This is a genomic window from Parvivirga hydrogeniphila (genome assembly GCF_023371205.1).
Lineage (GTDB): Bacteria > Actinomycetota > Coriobacteriia > Anaerosomatales > Anaerosomataceae > Parvivirga > Parvivirga hydrogeniphila.
Genome location: NZ_JAMCCO010000002.1, coordinates 118553 through 144015, shown reverse-complemented (window position 1 = coordinate 144015; position 25463 = coordinate 118553). Strand labels below are relative to the sequence as shown.

9 protein-coding genes are annotated in these 25463 nt (G+C 67.8%); all 9 read left to right on the top strand.

Annotated features, from left to right (window positions below):
• The first annotated feature begins 85 nt into the window (after window positions 1-85).
• The 9 genes from tgt to MX659_RS06275 all read left to right on the top strand — a co-directional run bounded on the left by tgt (window position 86) and on the right by MX659_RS06275 (window position 25393).
• Window positions 86-1210: a tRNA guanosine(34) transglycosylase Tgt gene (gene tgt, locus MX659_RS06315; RefSeq protein ID WP_267192966.1), complete on the top strand. Its 1125-nt coding sequence runs from the start codon at window positions 86-88 to the stop codon at window positions 1208-1210.
• A 91-nt stretch (window positions 1211-1301) separates the two neighbouring features.
• Window positions 1302-1571: a preprotein translocase subunit YajC gene (gene yajC, locus MX659_RS06310; RefSeq protein WP_267192633.1), complete on the top strand. Its 270-nt coding sequence runs from the start codon at window positions 1302-1304 to the stop codon at window positions 1569-1571.
• A gap of 34 nt (window positions 1572-1605) precedes the next feature.
• The gene (gene secD, locus MX659_RS06305; RefSeq protein ID WP_267192632.1) at window positions 1606-2910 is read left to right on the top strand and encodes a protein translocase subunit SecD; all 1305 of its coding nucleotides are present in this window, start codon (window positions 1606-1608) and stop codon (window positions 2908-2910) included.
• Window positions 2903-3832 (top strand): protein translocase subunit SecF, encoded by a 930-nt coding sequence (gene secF / locus MX659_RS06300; RefSeq protein ID WP_267192631.1) that lies wholly within the window; start codon window positions 2903-2905, stop codon window positions 3830-3832. Before secD ends, secF begins: the two co-directional genes overlap by 8 nt.
• A gap of 71 nt (window positions 3833-3903) precedes the next feature.
• Window positions 3904-7527 (top strand): single-stranded-DNA-specific exonuclease RecJ, encoded by a 3624-nt coding sequence (recJ, locus tag MX659_RS06295; RefSeq protein WP_267192630.1) that lies wholly within the window; start codon window positions 3904-3906, stop codon window positions 7525-7527.
• Between the two features lie 93 nt (window positions 7528-7620).
• On the top strand, window positions 7621-9834 hold the full coding sequence (locus MX659_RS06290; protein WP_323745494.1) for a RelA/SpoT family protein: 2214 nt from the start codon (window positions 7621-7623) through the stop codon (window positions 9832-9834).
• Window positions 9831-10445, top strand: coding sequence for an MBL fold metallo-hydrolase (locus MX659_RS06285; RefSeq protein WP_267192629.1), 615 nt, complete (start codon window positions 9831-9833; stop codon window positions 10443-10445). Before MX659_RS06290 ends, MX659_RS06285 begins: the two co-directional genes overlap by 4 nt.
• Before the next feature lie 142 nt (window positions 10446-10587).
• A complete protein-coding gene (locus MX659_RS06280; protein WP_267192628.1) occupies window positions 10588-11283 on the top strand; it encodes a tetratricopeptide repeat protein in 696 nt (231 codons plus the stop codon).
• A gap of 220 nt (window positions 11284-11503) precedes the next feature.
• Complete coding sequence (locus MX659_RS06275; RefSeq protein ID WP_267192627.1) at window positions 11504-25393, top strand: multiheme c-type cytochrome; 13890 nt, start codon at window positions 11504-11506, stop codon at window positions 25391-25393.
• Window positions 25394-25463: the final 70 nt, after the last annotated feature.

Genomic DNA, 25463 nt, shown 5'->3' with positions numbered 1-25463 from the left:
GCCTCTCCTTGCGTAAGACGGCCTGAAGCGCTCGCCGGTTCGCGTCCAAGGATACCGCGTGCGGGGTGCTGATAGAATGGCCGGCATGTCCACGATGCACAGATTCGAGGTCCAGGCGGCAGACGGCGCCACCGGTGCTCGCGCCGGGGTCTTCCACACCGCGCACGGACCTGTGCTGACGCCGGTGTTCATGCCGGTGGGCACGCGCGCCACCGTCAAGGGGATGACGCCGGAGTCGCTCGAGGCGCTCGGCGTGCAGGTGGTGCTCGCCAACGCCTATCACCTGTTCTTGCGTCCGGGAGCGGACCTGGTGGCCGAGGCGGGCGGCCTGCACGCCTTCACGAACTGGAAGCGCGCGATCCTGACGGACTCCGGCGGCTTCCAGATCTTCTCGCTCGCCGACACGCTCAAGCTCGACGACGATGGCGTGATCTTCCGCAGCATCGTCGACGGCGCGTGGCACCGCTGGACGCCTGAGGACAACGTGCGCATCCAAGAGCAGCTCGGCGCCGACATCATCATGCAGCTCGACCAGTGCCCGCCGTACCCGGCCGAGGAGGCGTTCGTGGCCGAGGCGGTGCGCCGGTCGGCTGCGTGGGCGAAGCGGTGTTGGGCGGCGCACGCACGAGAGGACCAGGCTCTCTTCGGCATCGTGCAAGGAGGACTCTACCAGCACCTTCGGCGCGAGAGCATCGAGCGGCTGGGGGAGATCGGGTTTCCCGGCTACGGCATCGGTGGCTACTCGGTGGGCGAGCCGCACGAGCTCATGTTGGAGTCGCTGGCCGAGGTCGGTGCGCTTCTGCCGGCGGACAGGCCGCGGTACCTCATGGGCGTCGGCAACCCGACGACCATCGTGCAGGCGATCGCGCTCGGCGTGGACATGTTCGACTGCGTGCTGCCGACGCGCACGGCGCGTCTGGGCACGGCGTTCTCGTCGGAAGGGCGCCTCAATCTGCGCAACGCCAGATTCGCGCGGGACTTCGGTCCGCTCGATCCTGCGTGCTCGTGCCCGGTCTGCCGGTCGTATTCGCGCGCATACCTCCGGCACCTCGTGAACGTGAAAGAGATGCTCGGCGCCATCTTGCTCACGACGCACAACCTGCACTTCGTGCTCGACCTGGTTCGCCGCGCGCGGGAGGCGATCGTCGCTGGCGAGTACGCGGCGTTCGTGCGCGCGTGGATGGAAAGCCCTGGCGCAAACGACTACTGATGATGGCGCAGTGCTGAGCCCGCGCGGGTGGTATGATGTGTGGCCGTGCATCGGCACGGCTCCGTTGCGCTTCTGACCGAGGAGGTCTGCGATGAACCAGCAGTACGGACAGCTTCTCTCGCTCGTGTTGCTCGTGGTGGCGTTCTACTTCCTGCTCATCCGCCCGCAGGTCAAGCGTCAGAAGGAGCAGCAGCAGCTGATGGCGTCGCTCGCCGTCGGGGACCGCGTGGTCACGATCGGCGGGCTGTACGGCACGATCGTGGCGCTCGCAGACGACACCGTCGACCTGAAGGTCGCCGAGGGGGTCGTCGTCACCTACGCGCGCTCTGCGATCGCGCGCAAGGTGGAAAGCGGCGAATAGCCGGCAGCAACGACACGGAAAGACTGGAGACGGGATGGACGACAAGTCGAAGAACGTCCTTGCGCTCGGCATCGTCCTGGTGCTCGTAGCGCTGTCGTGGTGGGCCTTCTGGCCGCTCGACAAGAAGATCTCGCAAGGGCTCGACCTGAGAGGCGGCCTGTCGGTGATCCTCACCGCTGAGCCCGCACCGGGCCAGCCGCTCACCGAAGATATGATGAACCGGGCGGAGACCATCCTCACGGAGCGCGTGAACGCGCTCGGTGTGAGCGAGGCCAGCGTGCAGCGCTCCGGTGCCGACGCGCTGCTCGTCCAGATCCCCGGCATCAAGGACTCGCGCGAAGCGCTCAAGACGCTCGGGTCGACCGGCCGGCTCGACTTCGTGGACGCCCGGAGCATCACCGCGACGGACGTGGCGCTCGAGTACGGCGCGGTGCTGCCGGAAGGCGCGTACCCGGAAAGCGCGATCATCGTCACGGGTGCGAACGTGAAGTCCGCCGGCGTCACGGTGGACCAGAGCAACCGTCCGGCCGTCTCCCTCGACTTCGACAAGCAGGGCGCGGACGCGTGGGCGAAGTACACGACGGCCAACGTGGGGCAGGCCATCGTGATCACCCTCGACGGCGTCGTGCAGTCGGTGGCGACCATCCGCCAGCCGATCACCGATGGCAAGACGATGATCTCCGGCACCTTCACCGCCGAGGAGGCCAAGCGTCTCGCGGCGGTGCTGCAGGCGGGCGCGCTGCCGGTGAAGCTCACGCCTTCCTCCACGCAGATCGTGGGTCCGACGCTCGGCCAGGAATCACTCAAGCAGGGCCTGCTTGCGGGCCTTGCCGGCTTCGGGCTCGTCGCGCTGTTCATGCTCGTGTACTACCGAGGGTTCGGCCTGCTGTCGTGGTTCTCGCTGGCGTCGTACCTGTCGTTGCTGTTCGGCATCATCGCGCTCCTTTCGCGCGCGGGTGCGTACTCGCTGTCGCTGCCTGGCGTGGCCGGTCTCGTCCTCACCGTCGGCCTCGCCGCTGACTCGTCGATCCTCATCTTCGAGCGCTTCAAGGAAGAGGTGCGGATGGGCAAGACGTTCCGCAGCGCCGCCAAGTCCGGCACGCGGCACGCGCTCATCACGAGCCTGAACGCCGACCTCGTGACGCTCGTGAGCGCCATCGCGATCTTCATCTTCGCGATCGGTCCGGTGAAGGGCTTCGCTCTCACGCTCGCGCTCGGCATCGTCTGCGACCTGTTCGTGGCCTTCCTGTTCACGCGGAGCGCTGTGATGCTCCTGGCCGAGTCGGTGGTGCACAAAGCGCCCGCCCTCTTCGGCGTGAAGGGAGGCCAGGATGTCTAGGCGCATCTACATCGACTTCCTCGGCAAGAAGAACATCTTCTTCGCGATATCCGGTGTCCTGATCGCGGTGAGCATCGCCGCGCTCATCTTCAAAGGGCTCGTCTTCGGCATCGAGTTCCAGGGCGGCACGGTCATGACGCTCAAGACGAAGCCGGGCGTCACCGCGGAGCAGGTGCGCACGGCGCTTCAGAAGGCCGGCGTCCCGGACGCGCGCAACGCGACGATTCAGACGACGCAAGACGGGTCGTGGCTCGTGCGCACCGCCGAGTCCGATTCGCAAAAGGCCGAAGAGGCGTTCTTGAAGGTGGTAGACGAGCTCAGTCTCCCGAAGCAGGACGTCACGGTGACCACCATCGGCCCAGGGTGGGGCAGGAGCGTCACCCGTTCAGCGCTCACGGCGCTCACGATCTCGATCCTTGCGATCCTGCTGTACATCTCCGTGCGGTTCGAGTACAAGATGTCGGTCACCGCGGTGCTCGCGCTCGTGCACGACGCGCTCATCGTGCTCGGCATCTATGCCGTGTCCGGTCGCGAGGTGACGCCGAACACGATCGCTGCGCTGCTCACCATCCTCGGATACTCTCTGTACGACACGATCGTCGTGTTCCACCGCATCCGGGAGAACACGCGGACGCTTACGAAGCAGACGTTCACGGAGGCCGCGAACGACTCTATCAACCAGGTGCTTGCGCGCTGGGTGAACACGAGCCTGACGTCGATCATCCCGGTGACGGCGCTGTTCTTCTTCGGCGGCGAGACGCTCAAGGACTTCGCATTCGCGCTCCTCGTCGGCATGATCTCCGGTGCGTACTCGTCAGTGGGCGTCGCAAGCAACATCTATGCGATATGGAAGGAATCGGAGCCGCGGTACCAGGCGCTCCGCAAGAAGCAGGCGCAGAAGGCGGCGAAGAAGGCCTCCTAAGGCGCGTGCGCGCACACGATCCCAGGGCCGATGCGCGGCAGCGTGTCGGCCCTGTGCGTTAGGATGCACGCATGGTGAGCACAGCAAGCGGATGGCGCCTGCGTCGCGCAATGGATGCGGCGGAAGCGGCGCGGCTCGCGGAGGCGCTCGGCGTCTCGCGGCTGACGGCGTCTGTTCTCGTCGCCCGCGGGGTGGCGAGCGAGGCCGAGGCGCGGCGCTTCCTGGCGCCGTCGCTCGCTCGCGACTGGCCTGAAAAGACCGCAGTCCCGGGGCTCGCCGAGGCCGCGGAGCGCGTGGCGCGTGCGCTTCGGCGCGGCGAGCACGTCGTGGTGTTCGGGGACTTCGACCTGGACGGCGTGTCGGCGGCGGCGCTGCTCGCCCTCGCGCTCCGGGACCTCGGCGGGAACGCGACGCCCATCGTCCCGCACCGGTTCCGGGAGGGCTACGGTCTGACGGATGCCGCTTTGGAGCGCGTGCTTGCCGAGCGGCCGGACCTCGTGGTGACGGTGGACTGCGGGATCTCTGCTGCCGAGCAGGTCCGCACGCTGAGAGCGCGCGGCGTCGACGCGGTCGTCACCGACCATCACGAACCCGGCGACCTGGTGCCCGAGGGCGTCCCGGTCGCCGACCCGAAGCTCGCAGACGGCGGCCCCGAGCTCTCGGGCGCGGGCGTCGCGCTCGCACTCGCGCGCGCGGTGGGGGAGCTGCTGGGCGAGACGGACGCGTGGGCGCGCTTCGCCGACCTCGCCGCGATAGGGACCGTCGCCGACGTCGTGCCGCTCACGGGGCCGAACCGGGCGCTCGTGGCAGACGGGCTCGCGGCGCTTCGCCGTGCGCCACGTCCGGGCATCCGCGCGCTCGCGGCCGTGGCAGGCATCGAGATGAGCGAGATCACAGCCGAGCGCGTGGCGTTCGGGCTTGCACCGCGGCTGAACGCGGCAGGGCGCATGGCGGACCCCGCGCTCGCCCTTCGGCTCCTCATGACGAGCGACGAGACCGAGGCCGAAGAGCTCGCGCGCGCGCTCGACGAGCACAACCGGGTGCGCCAGTCGGTGGAGGCCGACGTCTTCGAGGCAGCGCTCGCGCGGCTCGAGGCGCTCGGCGGGCCGACCCCTCCCGCGATCGTGGTGGCCGGCGAGGACTGGCACGAAGGCGTGCGCGGCATCGTGGCGTCGCGTCTGGCCGAGCGCTTCGGGCTTCCGGCTCTCGTCCTGTGCATCGAAGGCGACGAAGCGCAGGGCTCGGGCCGCTCGGTGCCAGGCGTCGACCTCTACGGCGCGCTCGCGCGCACGGGCGGGCTGCTCACGCGGTTCGGCGGCCACGAGGCGGCCGTGGGCTTCGCGCTGCCTGCCGATAGGATCGACGACTTCCGAGCGGCCATCTCGCAGGCTCTCGCAGACGACGTCGCGCGCCTCGGGCCGCGCGTGGCGCTCGTGGATGCCGTGGCCCGCCTCTCCGACGTCGGCCTGGAGGCGGCGGCGGAGATCACGATGCTCGAGCCCTTCGGGTTCGGGAACCCGCGGCCCGTCTTCGCGCTCCCGGGCGTCTTCCTCGACAGGTGCCGGCTGGCGGGCTCGATGGGTCAACACCTGATGATGGACGTCCACGACGGCGTCGCACGCGCCGACGCGGTGATGTTCCGCTGCCCCGACCCGGACGCGCTCATGGCGCACGAGGCCGCAGCCGACGTCGTCGCGGAGATCGAGCGCTCGTCGTGGCGTGGACGCGACCGCGTGCGCCTCGTCGTCAGGGGCGTGCACGCGCACGCGCCATCGCCGGAGTCGCCGGCTCGCGAGCTCGTGGATGCGCTGTTCGAGGGGGCGGACGCGTCGCTGGACAGGGCCGAGTACGCGACCATCGCCGAGGAGCCCGCGTTCCATACGAAGCTCGTCGGCGTCACGTTCGAGGGCCGCCAGGAAGCCGTGGCGCGTCTCGTTCCCGGCACCCCGCTTCGCATCGTGCGCGAGCCGGACAATCCTCACGACGGGTCCGCCTGCGCGCTGCACGACCCGAGCGGGACGCACGTCGGCTACTTCAACCGGCGTCTCGCCGCGGCGCTCGCGCCGCACATCGACGCAGGCGCGGTCTACGAGGTCGTCGTCAGCGAGGTCACCGGCGATGCAACGCGCGGTGCGTTCGGCGTGAACGTGCTCGTCCGGCGAGCGGACGACGACGAGCAGCAGGCGCAGGCAGGCGACGAAGCGGCCGCCGCGCGCGCTCGCCTCAAGGAGCGTTCCGGCGAGGAGCTGCTCGACGGCGTCATCGAGGCGATCGCGCCCGGCATCGTGCTGCACGAGGCGCAGCGAGAAGCGTTGGCGGCCCTGGAGCGCAACGAGCGGACGCTGCTCGTCATGGCGACGGGGCGGGGAAAGTCGCTCGTGTTCTTCGCGCACGCTGCGAGACGGGCGGTGGAGCGGAGCGAAGCGTCGGTCTTCATCTACCCGCTGCGGTCGCTCGTCGCGGACCAGGCGTACCACCTCGCGAGCACGCTTGCGCGCGCTGGCTGCACCGCGGCTGTCCTCACGGGCGAGTCGGGCCCTGCGGAGCGCGACGGGGTGTTCGGGGCGCTTGCGGACGGCTCCGTCGACGTCGTGCTCACCACGCCCGAGTTCTTCGAGCGGCACGCGGAGCGGTTCGGCGCGACCAAGCGCGTGCGGTTCGCGGTCGTCGACGAGGCGCACCACGTGGGCGCCGCGCGGCGCGGGCACCGGCCTGCCTACGCGCAGCTGTCGGCCGCGTTCGAGGCCGCGGGCGTACGCGACGTGCTCGCGACGACGGCCACCGCCGACGATGGGGCAGCGGCCGCGATCGAGCAGGCGCTCGGCGTGACGCGGCGCGTGCTCGACCCGACGGTGCGCGAGAACCTCACGCTGGAAGACCGCCGCGGCGTGCCGGACAAGCGCACGGCGCTCGCGTCGCTTCTCGCAGACGGCGAGAAGAGCGTCGTGTACGTCAACAGCCGGGAGGAGGCCGTCAGGCTCGCCCAGCATCTGCGCCGCGCCGCGCCACGGGTCCGCGATGCGGTCGCGTTCTACCACGGCGGGCTCGGGCGGTCTATGCGCCACGCGGTGGAAGAGGCGTTCCGCGACGGGTCGGTGCGGGCCGTCGTGGCGACGAGCGCCTTCGGCGAGGGGGTGAACGTGCCCGACGTCAGGCGTGTCGTCCTCTACCACATGCCCTTCTCGGCCGTCGAGTTCAACCAGCTGTGCGGCCGGGCGGGCCGGGACGGCGCTCCGGCGGCCGTCCACCTGCTGTTCTGCGAACGCGACGCGCGCATCAACGAGGCCATCGTCGCCTCGCTCGCGCCAGAGCGGGACGACTTGGCCGCGCTCTATCTAGCGCTTCGCGACCGCGCGCGCGACGCGGGGGAGGACGGCATCGAGGCCACGAACGCCGAGCTTGCGGAGGCGGCGAGGCGCAAGCGGCCGACCTCGCGGCTGGACGAGTCAGGCGTGTCTGCGGGCCTTGCGGTCTTCCGCGAACTCGGGCTCGTTCGAACGAGCGGCATCGCGACCTACCGCCGCATCGAGCTTATCGACGTGGGCGGCGTGAAGGTCGATCTCGAACGCTCCGTCCGCTACGCGGAAGGCAGGCAGGCCGTGGCGGAGTTCGGGGCATTCAAGCAGTGGGTGCTCTCTGCGAGCGCAGAGGAGCTGCTCACGAGGATCAACCGTCCGATCGTCCCGTCCGCGTAGGGCCTTCCGCGCGCGGCTCCGGGCAGCGCGTATACTTACGTCTACCGCTCGCGCACACTGTGCGAGCGGGCACCCAGGCATCGAGGTGAGCGCGTGCCGACGACCGTCGAGTCGATCGAGGCCATCGTGCAGTCTTACAGCCCAGGCGCTGACCTGGCGGGGCTGCGCGCTGCGTACGAGTTCGCGCTCGAGAAGCACGCCGGCCAGGTGCGCAAGTCGGGCGAGGAGTTCGTCTCGCACCCGCTCGAGGTCACCAAGATCCTCGCCGAGCTCCACCTCGATACCATCACGCTTGAGGCCGCGCTCCTGCACGACGTCGTCGAGGACAGCGGCGTGAAGCTCGCCGAGATCCGCGCCCGGTTCGGCCCCGAGGTCGCCGCGCTCGTCGACGGCGTCACCAAGCTCGGCCGCATCAAGTACTCGACGGTGGCCGAGGCGCAGTCGCAGAACCTGCGCAAGATGCTCATCGCGATGGCCAAGGACATCCGGGTCATCCTCATCAAGCTCGCTGACCGCCTGCACAACATGCGGACGCTGTCGGCGCTTCCGCCCGAGAAGCAGCGCGAGAAGGCCATCGAGACGATGGAGATCTACGCGCCGCTTGCGCATCGCCTCGGCATCTCGCAGATCAAGTGGGAGCTCGAAGACCTGGCGTTCTTCTACCTGGAGCCGAAGAAGTTCAACCAGATCCAGCGGATGGTGGCCGAGAGCCGCGCTGCCCGCGAGGAGTACCTGGAGCAGGTGATCCAGCAGCTCAGAAGCGAGCTCGAGGCCGTCGGCATCGCCTCGGAGATCTCCGGTCGACCCAAGCACCTGTACAGCATCTACCAGAAGATGACCCAGCGCGGGAAAGACTTCTCAGAGATCTACGACCTCATCGCGCTTCGCGTCATCGTCGGGTCGGTCAAGGACTGCTACGGTGCGCTCGGCACGGTGCACTCCATCTGGAAGCCGGTCCCGGGGCGCTTCAAGGACTACGTGGCGATGCCGAAGTTCAACATGTACCAGTCGCTCCACACCACCGTCATCGGCCCCGCTGGCCGGCCGCTCGAGATCCAGATCCGCACGGAGGAGATGCACAGGACTGCCGAGTACGGCATCGCGGCGCACTGGCGGTACAAAGAAGGCGGCAAGGACGAGTCGTTCGACGAGCGGCTCGCGTGGTTGCGCCAGATGCTCGAGTGGCAGACCGAGCTCAAAGACCCGCGCGAGTTCATGGAGGCCCTCAAGATCGACCTGTTCGAAGACGAGGTCTTCGTCTTCACGCCGAAAGGCGATGTCATCTCGCTCAGGAAGGGCTCGACGCCGATCGACTTCGCGTACGCCATCCACACCGAGGTCGGGAACCACTGCGTGGGCGCGAAGGTGAACGGCAGCATCGTGCCGCTCTCGTACGAACTGCAGATGGGCGACCGCGTCGAGATCCTCACCGCGAAGAATGCGAGCCCGTCCCGCGACTGGCTCGCTATCGTCAAGACGTCGTCTGCGCGCTCGAAGATCAAGGCGTACTTCAGCAAGGTTGCGCGCGTCGACGACCTGCAGACCGGGCGCGAGGAGCTCCTGAAGGCGCTGCGCAAGCACGGTCTCGGACTGGGGAGCCACGGTGTCGCCAAGGCGCTGGAGGCTGTGGCGAAGGAGATGAACGTCGGGAGCGCCGACGACCTCCTCGCGCAGATCGGCGCGGGCAAGCAAAGCCCCCGGCAGGTCGCCACGAAGCTCATCAAGCACCTCGCGCGCGAGGGGGTCGTGCAGCCGCCGGTGGAGGAGAGGCCCGCTGGCCTGCCGCTCGACAGGCCCATGACGCCGCCACGCGCGAAGCGTCGGCGCGCGACCGCGGGCGTGCGCGTCGCTGGCGTGGACGACCTGCTCATCCGCCTCGCGCGCTGCTGCAACCCCGTCCCAGGCGACGAGATCGTCGGCTTCGTCACGCGCGGTCGCGGCGTGTCGGTGCACCGCAAAGACTGCCCGAACGCGCGGGAGCTGCTGAGCCAGCCGGAGCGCATCATCGCGGTGGAGTGGGACACGGGGGCGGCGAGCGTCTACCAGGTCGAGATCCTCATCGAAGCGCTCGACCGCACGCGGCTGCTCCAAGACGTGTCGGTCGCGCTCGCTGACGCTGGCGTGAACGTGCTTTCGGCGTCGGTCTCGACCGACCGCCAGGGAATCGCCACCATGCGGTTCTTGCTCGAGCTGGGCAGCATGGACCAGCTCACCAAGGTGCTGAACTCGGTGCGCGGCGTCGGCGGCGTGTTCGACGCACGCCGCAGCCTGCCGGAGCCGAACGGCGCGAAACGGAGGCGGTCGTGATCGTCGAGCGCCTCATCGTCGGTCCTTTGGAGACGAACTGCTGGCTGGTGTCTTCGGATGCGAAGCGCGTGCTCGTCATCGACCCGGCAGGCGAGCCGGTGCGGCTGCTGGGCATCATCGGGCCGCGGCGCGTGGAGGCGATCGTGCTCACGCACGGCCACTTCGACCACATCGGCGCGGTGGCGGCGCTTGCCGCGCAGAAGGGCGCGCCGGTCTGCGTGCACGAGGCAGACGCGCACGCGATCAACTCTGCTGAGCGCAACGGCGGTCGCGTGTTCGGCTTCGAGGTGGCCGCGCCGCCGGCCGACCGGCTGCTGAAAGACGGAGACGTCGTTGAGGCGGCAGGCGTCGAGCTGGCGGTGCTCCATACGCCCGGGCACACCCCGGGCTCGATCTGCCTTCACGGCGACGGCCACCTGTTCAGCGGCGATACGCTGTTCGCGGGAAGCGTCGGTCGCACCGACTTTCCCGGCGGAGACGCCCGGACGATGGCGCGTTCCATCGCGCGGCTCGCGGCGCTTCCAGACGAGACGGTCGTGCACCCAGGTCACGGCCCGGACACCACCATCGGTCGTGAGCGCCGGATCAACCCCTTCTTCCCGCGCGCGTGAGGCGTCGGTCTGTGCACGACGAGCGATTCGGCCCCCGTGGTGCTGATGGCAGAAGGTGCCGCAGGTTGGTATAGTGTTTGTTATTGATGCTTAGCGAACGGGGAACCGGATTGGTCCTCGGTACCCTGTGGGAGGCGTTGCCGTGCACGTCGAGCGAACGACACCAAGAAAAGTGCTTCGCCCCGTCGCCGTCGTGGTCGTTCTCGTCGTCGTCGTTGCTGCCCTTGCATTCGTGGGCTGGAAGGTCTGGTCGGCACCCGAAGGCAAGGCGCAGCGCGAAGCATCGCTTGAAGCTGCGTCTCAAGCGTACAACGACGGCAAGTTCGCTGAAGCCGAGCAGATGGCGTCCGACGTGCTGGTGTCGAACCCGGGAAGCATCGAAGCCAAGAAGCTCCTCGCGATGACGCTTGCGGCCCAGGGCAAGAACGAAGAGGCCATCGCGGTGTTCTCTGAGGTGGTAGGGGCCGACCCGAAGGACCACGAATCGTTCTACCGGATGGCGGTCCTGGAGCGGCTGATCGGGCGCACGGCAGATGCCATCACGCACTTCGAGAAGGCGGTCTCTCTCAAGAAGGACCGCGCGTATGCCGATGAGCTCGCAAGGACGTACGTGCAGGTCGGGCGCTATGAGGACGCGATCGAGCAGTGGCAGACCGTGGTGGCAGACGGCGCCCTCGACGAAGCGCAGAAGGCACAGGTGTACGCCGCGATGGCGTCCGCGTACGAGGGGCTACGCAATTACGAGAACGCGCGGGCGATGCTCAAGGAGGCGCTGCATCTTACCCCCAACGACGAGCAGCTGAAGGCTCGGCTCGCTGCTTTGGAAGGATCCAGATGAGGTTCGCGCGGGAGCGTGAGGCATGGTAGCAGCGGTGCGCAGCTGGTGGAAAGCGCATCCAGCTGCGGCTGGCGCGATTGTTGCAGCGTTGACGCTCGCCTTAGCGGGCGTCTTCGTGCTTCCTGCCTCCGCGGATACGGCCACTCTCACGCCGAGCGGAGACGGTTTTTCTGTGGCGAACTGGTCCACTTCGCCCACGGCGGATGACTGGGCGAATGCGATGGACACCAACGACGGCGATTCGACGTACGCTTCGACGAACAGCCTCAACGCGGCAATGTACCTGGCAATCGACGACCTTCCGGTCGCGAACGCCACCATCAACAGCGTGACCATCAACGTCGTGGCGCGGACGCTCGACGACGACCAGATGGACATCGGGTATTCGAATGCCGGAGCAGCTCCGGTGTACGATTCGAACCGGCGCACACTTTCGACCTCGTACGCGACGTACTCGTGGTCGCCCGCGAATGCACCCGACGGCACGTCGTGGGACGTCACAGACGTCAACAACCTGCAAGTCGTCGTCAAGGCCATTAAGGGTTCGAATCCGCTTTCTGTGCTGGTAACGGAGGTCTCCGTCGTCGTCGACTACACACCGGCCACACCCACCCTCACCGTCGCGCAGGGCGCCGATCCCGGCCGTCCGACCGCCAAGCAGTTCGTCGGCCAGGGAGCGACTGGCCGGGTCGTCGACGAGCTCGCGCTGACGGCGCAAGCCGGCAACGGGGACGTAACGGTCACGCAGATCGTGGTACGCGGGCTCGACACGGCGGCGGCGCTTCTCACCGACGTGTCCGGTGTCAAGCTGTACCGTGATGACGGTGACGGCGTGTTCGATGGCGGCGACACGCAGATCGGCACGACGCAGACCTTCTCAGGCAACGCATCGGGATCGACTGCGACGTTCGGGGGGCTCGGCCTGACTGTCGCCGACGGAACGACGGCCAAGATCTGGATCGTGTACGACATCGGGGCCTCTGCGGTCGACGGGCATGCGCTCGGCTCGCGGGTCAACAACGGCGACGTGACGGTGTCTGCGGGGCAGACCGTCAACGCGTTCACCGACATCATCTCGGCGAACACCGGCCAGACCCTCCAGGTCGACGCCGCTCCTCCGACTGCGGACACCACGAGTCCCGCGAACAACGCGGTCCTCACCGGCTCGTCCGCGACGGTGTCCGGCACCGCCTCTGACGGCTCCGGGTCCGGTGTGGCGAGCGTGCAGGTCGCGATACAGCGCTCAGACGGCCAGTACTGGAATGGCACGGGCTGGACCGCGTCGCAGACGTGGAATGCGGCCACGGGCACCACCTCGTGGACGTACGCGTGGTCTCTCGATGCGGGCCAGAACCGGGAGTACACGTATACCATCACCGCGCGTGCCACCGACAACGTCGGGCTCCAGGGCGCCGACGCGTCTCCCGTGACCGGCGTGCGCGTGGACAACACGGGTCCGAGCATCGCCTCTGTGACTCCGCCGACCAGCGCGACGAGCGTGGACGTCGTGTTCGATGAGGACCTGGACGGCGCCTCCATCAGCGCGAGCGACTTCACGATCGCCGGCCTGACGGTCAGCGCGGCGAACCTCCAGCCGGACAACAAGACCGTGCGGCTCACCACGAGCGAACAGACCCCAGGCCAGTCCTACACGGTGTCGGTGTCGGCGGGCCAGATCCAAGACGTCTACGGGAACGCGAACGAGCTCACGCAAGGCTCTTTCACGGGCTACCAGCCGGTTCCGTCGCTATCGGTCGCTCCCGGCGCGGACGTGCCGCCTGCGAAGGTGTACGTGCTCAGGAGCTCGACGCACGCCGTCGACCAGTTTGAGCTGAGCGCGTCGAACGGCGACGTCACGGTCACGCAGATCGTCGTGCGCGGACTGGACACCACCTCGACGCTCCAGGACGACGTGTCGAGCGTGCGGCTGTACCTGGACGACGGCGACGACGTGTTCGATGCAGGTGACTCGCAGGTCGGCACGGCGCAGGCGTTCTCAGGGCAGGGGAGCGGCTCGACCGCGACCTTCTCCGGGCTGGCGCTCACCGTCTCGCCGGGTTCGCCGCGCCGGGTGTGGATCGTGTACGACGTCGGCGCGCTCGCAGGCAACGGCCACGCGGTCGGCTCGCAGATCGTCGACGGTGACGTGACGGTCTCAGCGCCTGCGACCGTGTCGTTCACGACCTCGCCGATCACCTCTGCGAACGGCGGTCAGACGCTCGAAGTCGACGCGTACTCGCCTGTGGTGAGCGTCCTGTCACCGACGCCGAGCAGCATCACCACGGCGCAGCCGACCATCATCAGCGGCACTGCGAGCGACGATCCTGACGGCGGCGGGCCGCTGACGGGCTCGGGCGTCGCCTCAGTGCAGGTCCGCATCACGCGCTCAGACGGCAGTTACTGGAACGGCTCGACCTGGGTGGCCGCTTCCGACACGTGGCTTGCGGCGACCGGTTCTGCGAACTGGACGTACTCGTGGACGCTGCCTGCAAACGAGCAGATCGGGACGTACAGCTACACCATCGAAGCGCGCGCGTCAGACGCGACGGGCAACGCCCCGGGCCTCTCACCGGCCGTGACGGGCGTACAGGTCGACACCCGCGGACCGAGCATCGTGTCGGCTGCCGCGGTGGACACGACGACCGTGGACGTCGTGTTCAGCGAACCGCTGAGCGCGTCGACCGTGCAAGCATCGGACTTCACGTTCACGGGCGGTCTTTCCGCCTCGGCTGCGGTGCTCCAAGCAGACAACGTCACCGTGCGGGTCACGACAAGCCCGCAGACCGCTGGCCAGTCCTATGTCGTGCAGGTGGCGGCCGGATCGCTTGCTGACGCGCAAGGTGTGGGCAACCCCTCGACGGACAGTAGCTTCGTTGGGTACACGCCGCCGGTCGAGGCCGCGCTGCACCCTGACGGCGTCCTCGGCTCGCTCGGGGGATACGCGACGCAGCTGGGAAACAACAACTGGAACGTGCAGCCCGGAGGTGGTACGTCGTCTGCCGAGTTCGTGACGGCACTCGCAGCGTCCGGCGACGCCATCTTCGCGCAAGCGAACAGCAGCGGCGGCTACCTCAACCTGAGCATCGCTGATCTGGCGAGCACCCCGCAGCAGATCCTCTCGGTAGACCTGGTGTTCTGGGCGCAGGCGACAGGATCGGCCCGTCCGCTCAGTGCGTCCGTGTACGAGTCAAGCTCATCGTCCACCATCATGGCGAACAGCGACTTCACCATCACGGTCTCAGGGAGCTACCAACAGTACGCGGTGACGGACATCCCTGATCCGGGCGGCGACGGATGGACGCTGGACGAGCTCAATGCGCTTGCCGTGCAGTTGAACGAGACCGGGCAGGGGGGCACGACGGCGCAGATCGATGAGCTGTACCTGCGCGTCACCTACGTGCCGCTTTCGGGCGCGGTGCTCTCCGTCGTGCAGTCGTCGGGTGCAGCCGACCGGCCATCGGGAACGGTGTACGTCACGCAGGCCCAGTCGGCCGTCGTGGACGCCTACGAGCTCTCCGCATCTGGTGGCCCGGTGTCCGTCAGTCAGATCGATGTGACGGGGCTGGACACCGCCAACACGTTGCAGACCGATGTGACCGCGGTACGCATCTTCGAAGACACGGATGCGGACGGTCTCTTCTACGACGACGGCGCGGACACGCTCGTCGGCTCAGCGACGTTCGACGGCGACGTGAGCGGCGTTGCGAAGGCAAGCGTCACAGGGCTGAACTACCTCGTTCCTGACGGCGCGACCAAGCGCCTGTGGGTCGTCTACCAGATCGGGGCGAGCGCGCTCGACGGCCATGCGGTGGGTTCCCGTCTGCAGAGCTCCGGCATCCAGGTGTCGTCTGGAAGCGTGAACGCGTTCGCGGACATCGACTCGGCGGCCTCTGGCTCGACGCTCGCGATCGACGCTGCAGGTCCGACGGTCACGATCAGCCAGCCCGCTGATGCGTCCGTGCTCACCGGCACGTCCACGACCATTGCTGGTACCGCGTCGGACGGCGGCTCTGGTGTGAATGCTGTACAGGTACGCATCGGCAGGTCTGATGGCACCTGGTGGGACGACTCCTCGAAGTCGTTCACGCCCGTGGAGGTCTGGAACAACGCGAACGGCGCCGAGAGCTGGACGTTCGTGTGGGGGCCGCACGCGAGCGGTCAGAACCGGGAGTACCTCTACTCGATCAGCGCCCGCGGAGTCGACAACGTCTCCAACACCGGAGCGACCGAGTCCCGCAGCGTCCGCATCGACAACCAGGGACCGGCCGTCTCGTCTGCGTCTGCCCTGAACGAGACGACGGTGGACGTCCTGTTCAGCGAGCCGCTGGATCCGGCGACCGTGGAAGCCTCGGACTTCAGCATACCGGGCCTGACGATATCCGATGCGGTCGTCCAGTCAGGCGATGCGCGCGTACGGTTGACGACGTCGCCGCAGACGCCGGGCCAGGCGTACACGGTGTCGGTGTTGGCAGACGCCGTCGTAGACCCGTATGGGAACGGCTCAAGGGCTTCGTCCGCGGGCTTCCTCGGCTACGGCGGCGGTGAGGACACCCAGCCGCCGAGCATGCCTAGCAGCGTCGTGGCGACCGCTGGCACCGCGCCACCGGTCATCGCGGTCATCTCATGGTCCGCATCGACCGACAACGTCGGTGTCACGGGCTACCGCGTGTACCGGGCGACTTCCGAGACCGGGGAGTACCGACCGCTCGGCACCACGACGTCGCTTTCGTTCAGCGACGTCACCGGCGTGCCGGGACAGTCGTACTGGTACAAGGTGAGCGCGTACGACGCCGCCGGCAACGAATCGGCGCTTTCCGCCGCCGTCGGTCCGGTGACCGCGACGTGGAAGCAGGCTCCGCACGCCACCTACACGAGCTCGACGCGGTTCTGCGCGTTCTGCCACGAGCCGCACCAGGCGGCGACGCAGCACGCCATCCTGCGCGATGCAGGGGAGGCCCCCAGCGCCAACTCGACGTGCTACGTGTGCCACGACGGCTCTGGCGCCAGTACCAACGTCAAGACAGGTCCGGAGAACTCGTTCGCCTTGACGAGCGGACACTCGCTCGAGGAGACGACGACGGACCCGGACCTTACCAACGACTGCGCGAGCTGCCACGGGCCGCACGGCGACTATACCGTCAAGCCCATGCTGCCGCGCTCGACGATCAACAGCGTCTCCGTGGCCGCAGCGGACAATACCTGGTGCTTCGCGTGCCACAACGCCACGAATGACTGGTACGGCCCTGGTTATCCGAGCGTGTCGGCTCCGGTGAAGGACGGATCCGGCTATCCGGTATCAGGGACGTTCCCGGGACCGTCCACGTACACGTCCCCGACGGCCAACGCGCATGCCTCGATCCCAGGTACGGCGTCTGCAGGGCGTGAGGACGGCGACTGCCTGTACTGCCACGCCTCGCACCGGTCGGCAACGCAGTACGACGCACTGATCGCGACGTTCACGGCGCCGACGACGGCTACGGTCACGCAGGACCAGACCACCGGGGACTTCGCATGGCTGTGCTTCGAGTGCCACGGATCGAAGGGCCACAGCGTGCTCGGCACGTCGCCCGCAGGTATCGTGGACATCCAGCAGTTCGTGACCGCGGGCGCCCCGCGCTCAGGTCATCGCATCAAGACCGCCGGCGGGCGGTTGCCAGCAGGCGCTCCGCTCCCGTGCTACGACTGCCACAACCCGCACGGGTCGACGCGTGGCAACGCGCGCCTGCTCAGCGATGAGCGCGGCCGCGCGCTCGAGACGTCGACAGCAGCAGGTGTCCGTGCGTTCTGCTTCACCTGCCACTCCAGCTCGGACGGCATGGTCTGGGACAGCGTGGCGGCCACCTACACAGCGGTGGGGACGGATTCCATCGAGGGTCTGCGTCGCGACGGGTCTGTCCCGGCGGGCAACGTGTTGCGGCTGCCGAACGTGAGCGGCCACGGATGGGAGGACGCTCGGAGCTGCTACCAGTGCCACGGCAGCTCGTACGCTCCGGGCGGCAACAACGTCCACAATCCGAGCGGTGGCGTCTCGGGCGGTGGCCAGCCGTGCTACACGTGCCACGCGGTGTACCAGCAGTACATGGAGGACGGCTCAGGCTCCAAGTCGGGTGACAACCGTGCGACCGTGCACCACCACGTCCTCGGCGGGGCGGCAGGCGACGGGGACATCGCGCCAGCCACGTCCACCGCATATCCCACCTCGCAAGACGACGTGTACTGCGTGAGCTGCCACACAGACCACAACTACTTCAACGGCTCGCCTGCGGCCAACCTGCGCGCCTCGATCGCCAGCAGCGACGGGACGCCGACCGTCGCAACCGACTTCGTCGATGGCGCCGGTTCGGGTATCTGCGTCTCGTGCCACCAAACGAGCCGCGCCAAAGACGTCGTGGACCAGAAGACGGACGGCACGTTCGTGACGCAGCCGATCAGTGGAGCGGCGTTCGACGTGAGCGCACACCAGTACGGTGTGGCATCTGAGTTCGGCTCCGGCAACACCTTCTCTGCCGACTGCTCGAAGTGCCACAACGACGAGCAGGCCAAGGACTTCCAAACGTCGACCTACCGCTTCGGGACGCACTACTCGGCCTCAAGCCGGATTCTGAGCGCGTTCGGCGCAGAAGCGACCGAGACCGTCGGCAAGTGGCACTGCTATGGCTGCCACTCCGAGGCGGGCGGCTTCCCCAACGCGAAGACCGTTCCAGGCCGTGACTGGTACGGCAGCGCCGGCGCCACGATGGCGGCGATCGCCGAACGCGTGTACGACCAGTTCGAGACGGTCGGCCAGCCGCCGGGATCGAGCCATCCGCTGGGGACCGGCGCAGGCACGGTCGTGTGCGAGAGCTGCCACAACCCGCACGTCGTGCGGTCGCAAGAGGGTTCGCGCGTCACCGATCCGGAGAACACGCTGCGGCCAGCGCCGTACTCGACGACGATCCAGAAGGCCGCATTCTGCTTCAACTGCCACGACGGCAGCGGTGTGACCTACCAGAGCAACGACACCACCTACGTGCCGGCGTCGGTCACGATGGTCGATCCGGCCGACGATAAGGGCGCGTACGCAGCACGCGGTCACTGGAGCGCGTGGGGCGCGATCTCCGCTGGCGAGATCGTCCCGTGCGGGACGTGCCACGACAACCACGGCTCTTCGGCCCCGAAGCTCTTGGGCGAGTACGACGCCGCGACGGGTCAGAACCGGATCGGCTCGACCAGCATCACGGCCAACGACAATACGGTGTGCCGTGCGTGCCACACGACGATGTCGACCGACTTCCCTGCCAGCGAAGCGCAACGTGCAACGAACGGCTACCTCGACACCGGCACCTGGCCTGGCTTCGGGACCTACGACGTCATCTACACGCCCGTGACGCACACGGGAAGCCCGCACACCGCGGCCGAGGCCGTCTGGCCATCTTCAGGGTATGCCCCCGGCGACTGCAAGAATTGCCACGACGTGCACGGTACTGCGAACACCTACGACGAGCTCGTGGCGACCTTCGACCCGTCGAGCCCGAACGACGACCAGTTCGAGCTCTGCTTCACCTGCCACGACGGCACGAAAGGCACCGACATCAAGGGGCTGTACCCGGTGTCTGCAGGCGGTACGAACGCGAGCCTGCGGTCTGGGCACCGCGTGGTTTCTTCGGTCGCTGGCGCGAAGCTCGCGCAGGGCCAGGCGGTCCCCTGCTACGACTGCCACAACCCTCACGGTTCGGCGTCCGCGTACGCATTGCAGGTGCGCGACATCGGTGACGGCGCAGGAGAGATCAACGTATCCACGGTTGATGGTCGCCGGAAGTTCTGCTTCGCGTGCCACACGCCGCAGGACACCACGAACGGCTGGAGCGGCTCGGCGTGGGTCGCTGTCGGCACGACGACGGTCGAGGGGCTGCGCCGCGACGGGAGCGATGGCAGCCGTCTCAAGCTGCCGTCGATCTCGATGGACGGCCACAAGCAAGGCGACACCCAGGACTGCTACGGCTGCCACGGCGGCCCGACAGCGTCGTCGACGAACAACGTGCACAACCCGACGGGCGGTGTCAGCAACGGCGGTGCGGACTGCTACGGCTGCCACGCCACCTACCAGGGCTACATGGAAGACGGCTCCGGCACGAAGACGGGCGCCAACCGGACGACGGTGTACCATCACGTGCTCGGCAGCGCGACGTACGATGGCGACAAGGCCTTCGCGCCAGGCGCGTACCCGTCATCGACGACCGACGTGTACTGCCTGAGCTGCCACGTCGACCACGACAAGTTCAATCCGTCGGCGTCCTCGAATCTCCGGCCCGACCTTGCGACTGCGAACCCGGCGGGGACGAACACCGACTACTCGACGTCCACGAACACCGGCGTCTGCACGAAGTGCCACGCAGCGAGCCTCGCAAAGGACACCACGAACCGCAAGAACGACGGGCGCACCGCGACGCCGAAGATCGTGGAAGGGGCGGGCGCGGGGCAGTTCGGTACGTCGGCCCACAGCTACGCGGCCACCTCGACTTTCGGCGACTCGACGACCTTCTACGCGAACTGCTCGAAGTGCCACAACGACGAGGACGCGTCCGCGTACAAGACTGCGCAGCGGTCCACCTACCGTTTCGGCCCTCACTGGAGCACCGCGCAGCACATCGTGAGCGCGCTCGGCGGGGCCGTGACCGACCAGCTGCAGGAAGAGCACTGCTACCGCTGCCACTCGCTGCCGACCGACGGCCTGGCCGGCACGAAGAAGAGCGTCGCCGGCAAGGACTGGTACGGCGTGGCGGACATGCCGACGGCCGGCTCCGAGCTCGTCTACCAGCAGTTCGCGCTCGCGAGCAAGCACCCCGTGGTGGCCGCGGGCGGCGACTCGGTGGAGTGCGAGAGCTGCCACAACGCGCACGCGGTGAGCGCGTCTGCGCGCGTGAGCGACCCGGACAACACCTACAACCTCGCCGCCTACGGCACGGTGGCGGAGAAGTCGGCCTTCTGCCTGAAGTGCCACGACGGCGCGCTGCCCTCGCGCACGATCTCCGGCGCGACCTACGTCCCGTACACCGTCACGCAGGCGGATGCCGCCACCAACAACAAGAGCACCTACGCCGCGCGCGGCCACTGGAGCGCCTCCGGCTCCATCTCGGCCGCCGAGACCAAGAGCTGCGCCGAGTGCCACGACAACCACGGCTCGGCCTATCCGAAGCTGCTCGGCGCCTACGACCCGGCCACCAAGACCAACCGGATCAACGGCCAGGCCATCACCGGCAACAACAACACCGTGTGCCAGGCGTGCCACAACGCCGCGTCGACGGGGTATCCCGCCGGCACGCGTGATGCCAGCGGCTACATCGCGGACGGCACCTGGCCTGGGTTCACGACCTACAACGCGAGCGCGCACACCACCGCCAACGGCGGCGGCAGCTCGTCGCTTCCTAACATGCCGGCGGCGGGCGACTGCAAGGTCTGCCACGACGTGCATGGCACGGCCAACACGTACGACGAGCTTCGGGCGACGTACGGTTCCGCGGACTTCGTGCTGTGCTTCGAGTGCCACGACGCGGACGGTCCTGCGGCACGCAACATCAAGGGCTACTACCCGATCAGCGTCGGCGGCGCTGGCGGCGGCAGCGGTCACCGCATCGCGACCTCGGGCGGCACGCTCACGGTGAATGACGCGCTACCGTGCTACGACTGCCACAACCCGCACGGGTCGAGCGCGGCGGACTTCATGCTGCAGGTCCGCGACTACGGCGATGCGCCGGGCGAGATCACGCACAACGACCCGAACGCCAGCGATGGCACGAACCTGCGCCGCTTCTGCTTCCTCTGCCATTCGAGCTCGGACGGCCAGGTGTGGGACCCGGGCACCTCGTCGTACGTGGCCGTCGGGACCGATCTCGTCGAAGGGCTTCGTCGAGACGGCACCATCTTGGCGGGCCAGACCGCTCCGAGCGGGTACACGCACAACTGGCTGAAGCTCAAGGCCCTCTCCGGTTCGCCGGACCCGCACAGCAGCACGTCCACCAAGCCGTGCTACGACTGCCACGGGCGGGACTACAGCACCGCCGCATCCAACAACGTCCACAATCCGAGCGGCGGCGTGAGCTCAGGCGGTCAGGAGTGCTACGGCTGCCACGCGTACCAGGCGTACATGGAGGACGGATCCGGCACGAAGACGGGCGCCAACCGGACGACGGTGTACCACCACGTGCTCGGCGGCACGATGAGCGCGACGTACTACGACGGAGATCTCGCACCGAACACCGGCGCCTACCCGGACCTGACGAACAGCACGCGCACCGACGTGTTCTGCGTGAGCTGCCACTCCGACCACAACTACTTCAACGCCAGCAAGTCGGGCAACCTTCGGACATCCGTCACGGCCGCCGGGTCGTCCGTCACGAACCGCGACTTCCCCGGGAGCGGCACGTATGGCGTGTGCGTCTCGTGCCACGACCAGTCGCTTGCGAAAGACACCGTCAACCGCAAGAGCGATGGACGGACCGCCACGCCGATCATCGCCGGCGCCGGTTTCGATGTTTCTGCCCACGACTACGAGGCGACCTCGACGTTCAGCGACTCGACGACCTTCTACGCGAACTGCTCGAAGTGCCACAACGACGAGCAGACGAAAGACTGGCAGTCCGGCACGGGCAAGCAGTTCGGCCCTCACTGGAGCACCGCGCAGCACATCGTGAGCGCGCTCGGCGGGGCCGTGACCGACCAGCTGCAGGAAGAGCACTGCTACCGCTGCCACTCGCTGCCGACCGACGGCCTGGCCGGCACGAAGAAGAGCGTCGCCGGCAAGGACTGGTACGGCGTGGCGGACATGCCGACGGCCGGCTCCGAGCTCGTCTACCAGCAGTTCGCGCTCGCGAGCAAGCACCCCGTGGTGGCCGCGGGCGGCGACTCGGTGGAGTGCGAGAGCTGCCACAACGCGCACGCGGTGAGCGCGTCTGCGCGCGTGAGCGACCCGGACAACACCTACAACCTCGCCGCCTACGGCACGGTGGCGGAGAAGTCGGCCTTCTGCCTGAAGTGCCACGACGGCGCGCTGCCCTCGCGCACGATCTCCGGCGCGACCTACGTCCCGTACACCGTCACGCAGGCGGATGCCGCCACCAACAACAAGAGCACCTACGCCGCGCGCGGCCACTGGAGCGCCTCCGGCTCCATCTCGGCCGCCGAGACCAAGAGCTGCGCCGAGTGCCACGACAACCACGGCTCGGCCTATCCGAAGCTGCTCGGCGCCTACGACCCGGCCACCAAGACCAACCGGATCAACGGCCAGGCCATCACCGGCAACAACAACACCGTGTGCCAGGCGTGCCACAACGCCGCGTCGACGGGGTATCCGACGTTCACGCCCGAGACCGGCACCGGGTATCCGATGGACGGCACGTGGCCCGGCATGACCGTGTACTCAGGCGCGAACGGTATCCACCGCTCGGACGGCGATGGGCAGCTCGTCGTGTGGCCGGGCTCGTCGTTCACGGACGGCGACTGCAAGAACTGCCACGACGTGCATGGCACGGCCAACACCTACGACGAGCTTCGCGGCACCTTCACGAAAGCGAACTTCGGGAACTGCTTCACCTGCCACGACGGCGATCCGTCGAGCGTCAACATCAAGCAGTACTACCCGACGACGAACGGCGGCGACCAGACGCAGGCGGCGGATACCAACTACGGCCACAAGATCCAGACGCCGGGCGGGAACCTGACCGCAGGCGACGGCCTGCCGTGCTACGACTGCCACAACCCGCACGGGAACGCGAACAGCACTGACGGCCTGCTCGTCAGGACGATGACCAACAGCACCACGACGATCATGATCGGTGACGCTGCAGGCGAGATCGACATGAGCACAGACGCGGGCGTGAGGAGGTTCTGCTTCTCCTGCCACACCACGGCAGACACGACGGCCGGGTGGAACGGCACCGGATACGCCGCGGTGTCTGCGGGCGCGAACATCGAAGGCATCGACCGCACGGTGTACGACAGCACGAACAAGCGCGGTCTCAAGCTGCCGCCCGTGTCGGGCCACAACCAGGCGGACACGCAGTCCTGCTACGGATGCCACGGCAACAGCTACGCGAACGCGACCAGCAACAACGTCCACAACCCTGGCCCCGGCGGCAGCAACGGCGGCATCGACTGCCTGAACTGCCACGGCTCGACCTCGACCGAGCGGTACGACCGCATGGTGAGCGACACCACGTACTACCACCACGTGTTGGACTCCGGCACGCCTGGCCAGGCCCCTGGCACCGGCACGTATCCGAACTCTACGACGGCCCTTGCGTGCGTGAGCTGCCACACCGACCACAACTACTTCAATGCCAACAAGGGCTCCAACCTCCGCACGTCGATCAGCAACACGAGCGGTGCCTCGAACACGAACACGGACTTCATCGCGGGCGGTTCGCCGAGCTACGGCATCTGCCTGTCGTGCCACTCGAGTGCGCTCACGAAGAACACGACCGGCCAGAAGACCACGGGCGCGAGCAGCCAGACGCCCGCCATCAGCGGTGCGGCCTATGACGTGTCTGCTCATGACTACGAAGTGACCTCGAGCTTCGGCACGAGCACCTTCAGAGCGAACTGTGTGAAGTGCCACGACGACGAGCAGGACTCGCTCAAGTCGTACCAGACGAGCACCTACAAGTTCGGCACGCACTACTCGGCCGAGAACCGGATCGCGAAGGCGCTCGGGGTCGCGCTCGCTGGCACCAGCACCTCCTCGGAGGAGAACCTCTGCTTCACGTGCCACACCGGCGGCACGGCCGGCAACGACGCGTACGGTGCGAAGGCGATGGACGCGCAGTCCAGGAGCATCCAGAGCGAATTCGCGGAGACCTACAAGCACAACGTGGCCGGGTACAGCGGCGTCCATCGGTCTGACGAGTCGGTGAGCGCGCCGACCCAGGTGACGCCTTCGTCGACCACAGGATGGTGGGGAACCAGCAACGCGAATCGGCACGTCGAGTGCGAGGACTGCCACAACCCGCACGAGGCGCAACCCGGCACCTACTACTTCCCCACGGACAACACGCAGAACAACCGTGCGACCGGCGCGAACGCGGTGCCGATCTCCGCGGCGAACAAGGGAGTGTGGGGAGTGAACATAACCGGCGCCACCAACGGCAACTGGGCAGGCGACGGGACCTTCGGCTCGCCGACGCAGCCGAGCTACGACAAGGTCACGACCGCTGCGTACGAGTGGCAGATGTGCCTGAAGTGCCACAGCATCTACGCGTGGGGGCAGCAGACGCGGCCGCAGGTGATGTCGCTCAAGAACGCGAACGGGCCGATGACGGACGTCGGGCTCGACTTCAGCCCGAAGCAGTACGCGATCCACCCGCTGTTCGCGCAGGGCAAGAACCAGCCGCCCGCGAACACGTACGGCACCTGGAATTCCAGCACCAAGCGGCGCAACATCGGCGGCACGAGCACGGGGTGGGGGCTGTCGAACACGTTCGTGGATGGTTGGCTTGCGACGAGCCGCGTGACCTGCTCCGACTGCCACGGCAACGACACTTGGACGAACATGGCGAGCGGCCCGCACGGATCCGGCTACCGGTGGATCCTGCGCGGGTACAACACAGGCGTGAAGACGACCACGGCGGGTGGTGTTGTGAACCTCACCACGGCCGATGCGCGGAGCTTCTGCAACAACTGCCATCGCGTCGATGTCTACGCCGATGCCGGCGGTTCCAACAGCGACAAGACCGCAGTCTATCTGTCACGCACAAGGCACGTGGGCGACGTCAATTCAAGCTGCATCGATCCGACCAAGCTGACGGTGGCTCTCACTGGTTGCCAGAACTGCCACGGGGGGCGCGTGAACGACAACGCCATCGCGAACGGAGCGCTGCACGGGACCTCGATGCTGCCAGGCGACGGCAACAACGGCACGAACGGTCTCGTGCAGGACGGCGCGCCCGTCGGCGACCCGATGGGCTATCGCTTCTGCAACGGCGCAGCGTGGGACGCCCACCTGCTTGGTGACACGAGCGGCACCTACGGCTGCTCGACGCTCAACAACACAGACGGTTACAGCAGCTGCACGCAGCATAGTGGAACCTGGGGCAAGTCCGTCACGCCCAACTACTACTACGCTCGACCCACGAACTGATGCCGTGCGTGTGCGCTGGCACGCGACAGCGTGAGCGGTCGGCGGAGCGTGTCATGCGCCATCGCCGGTG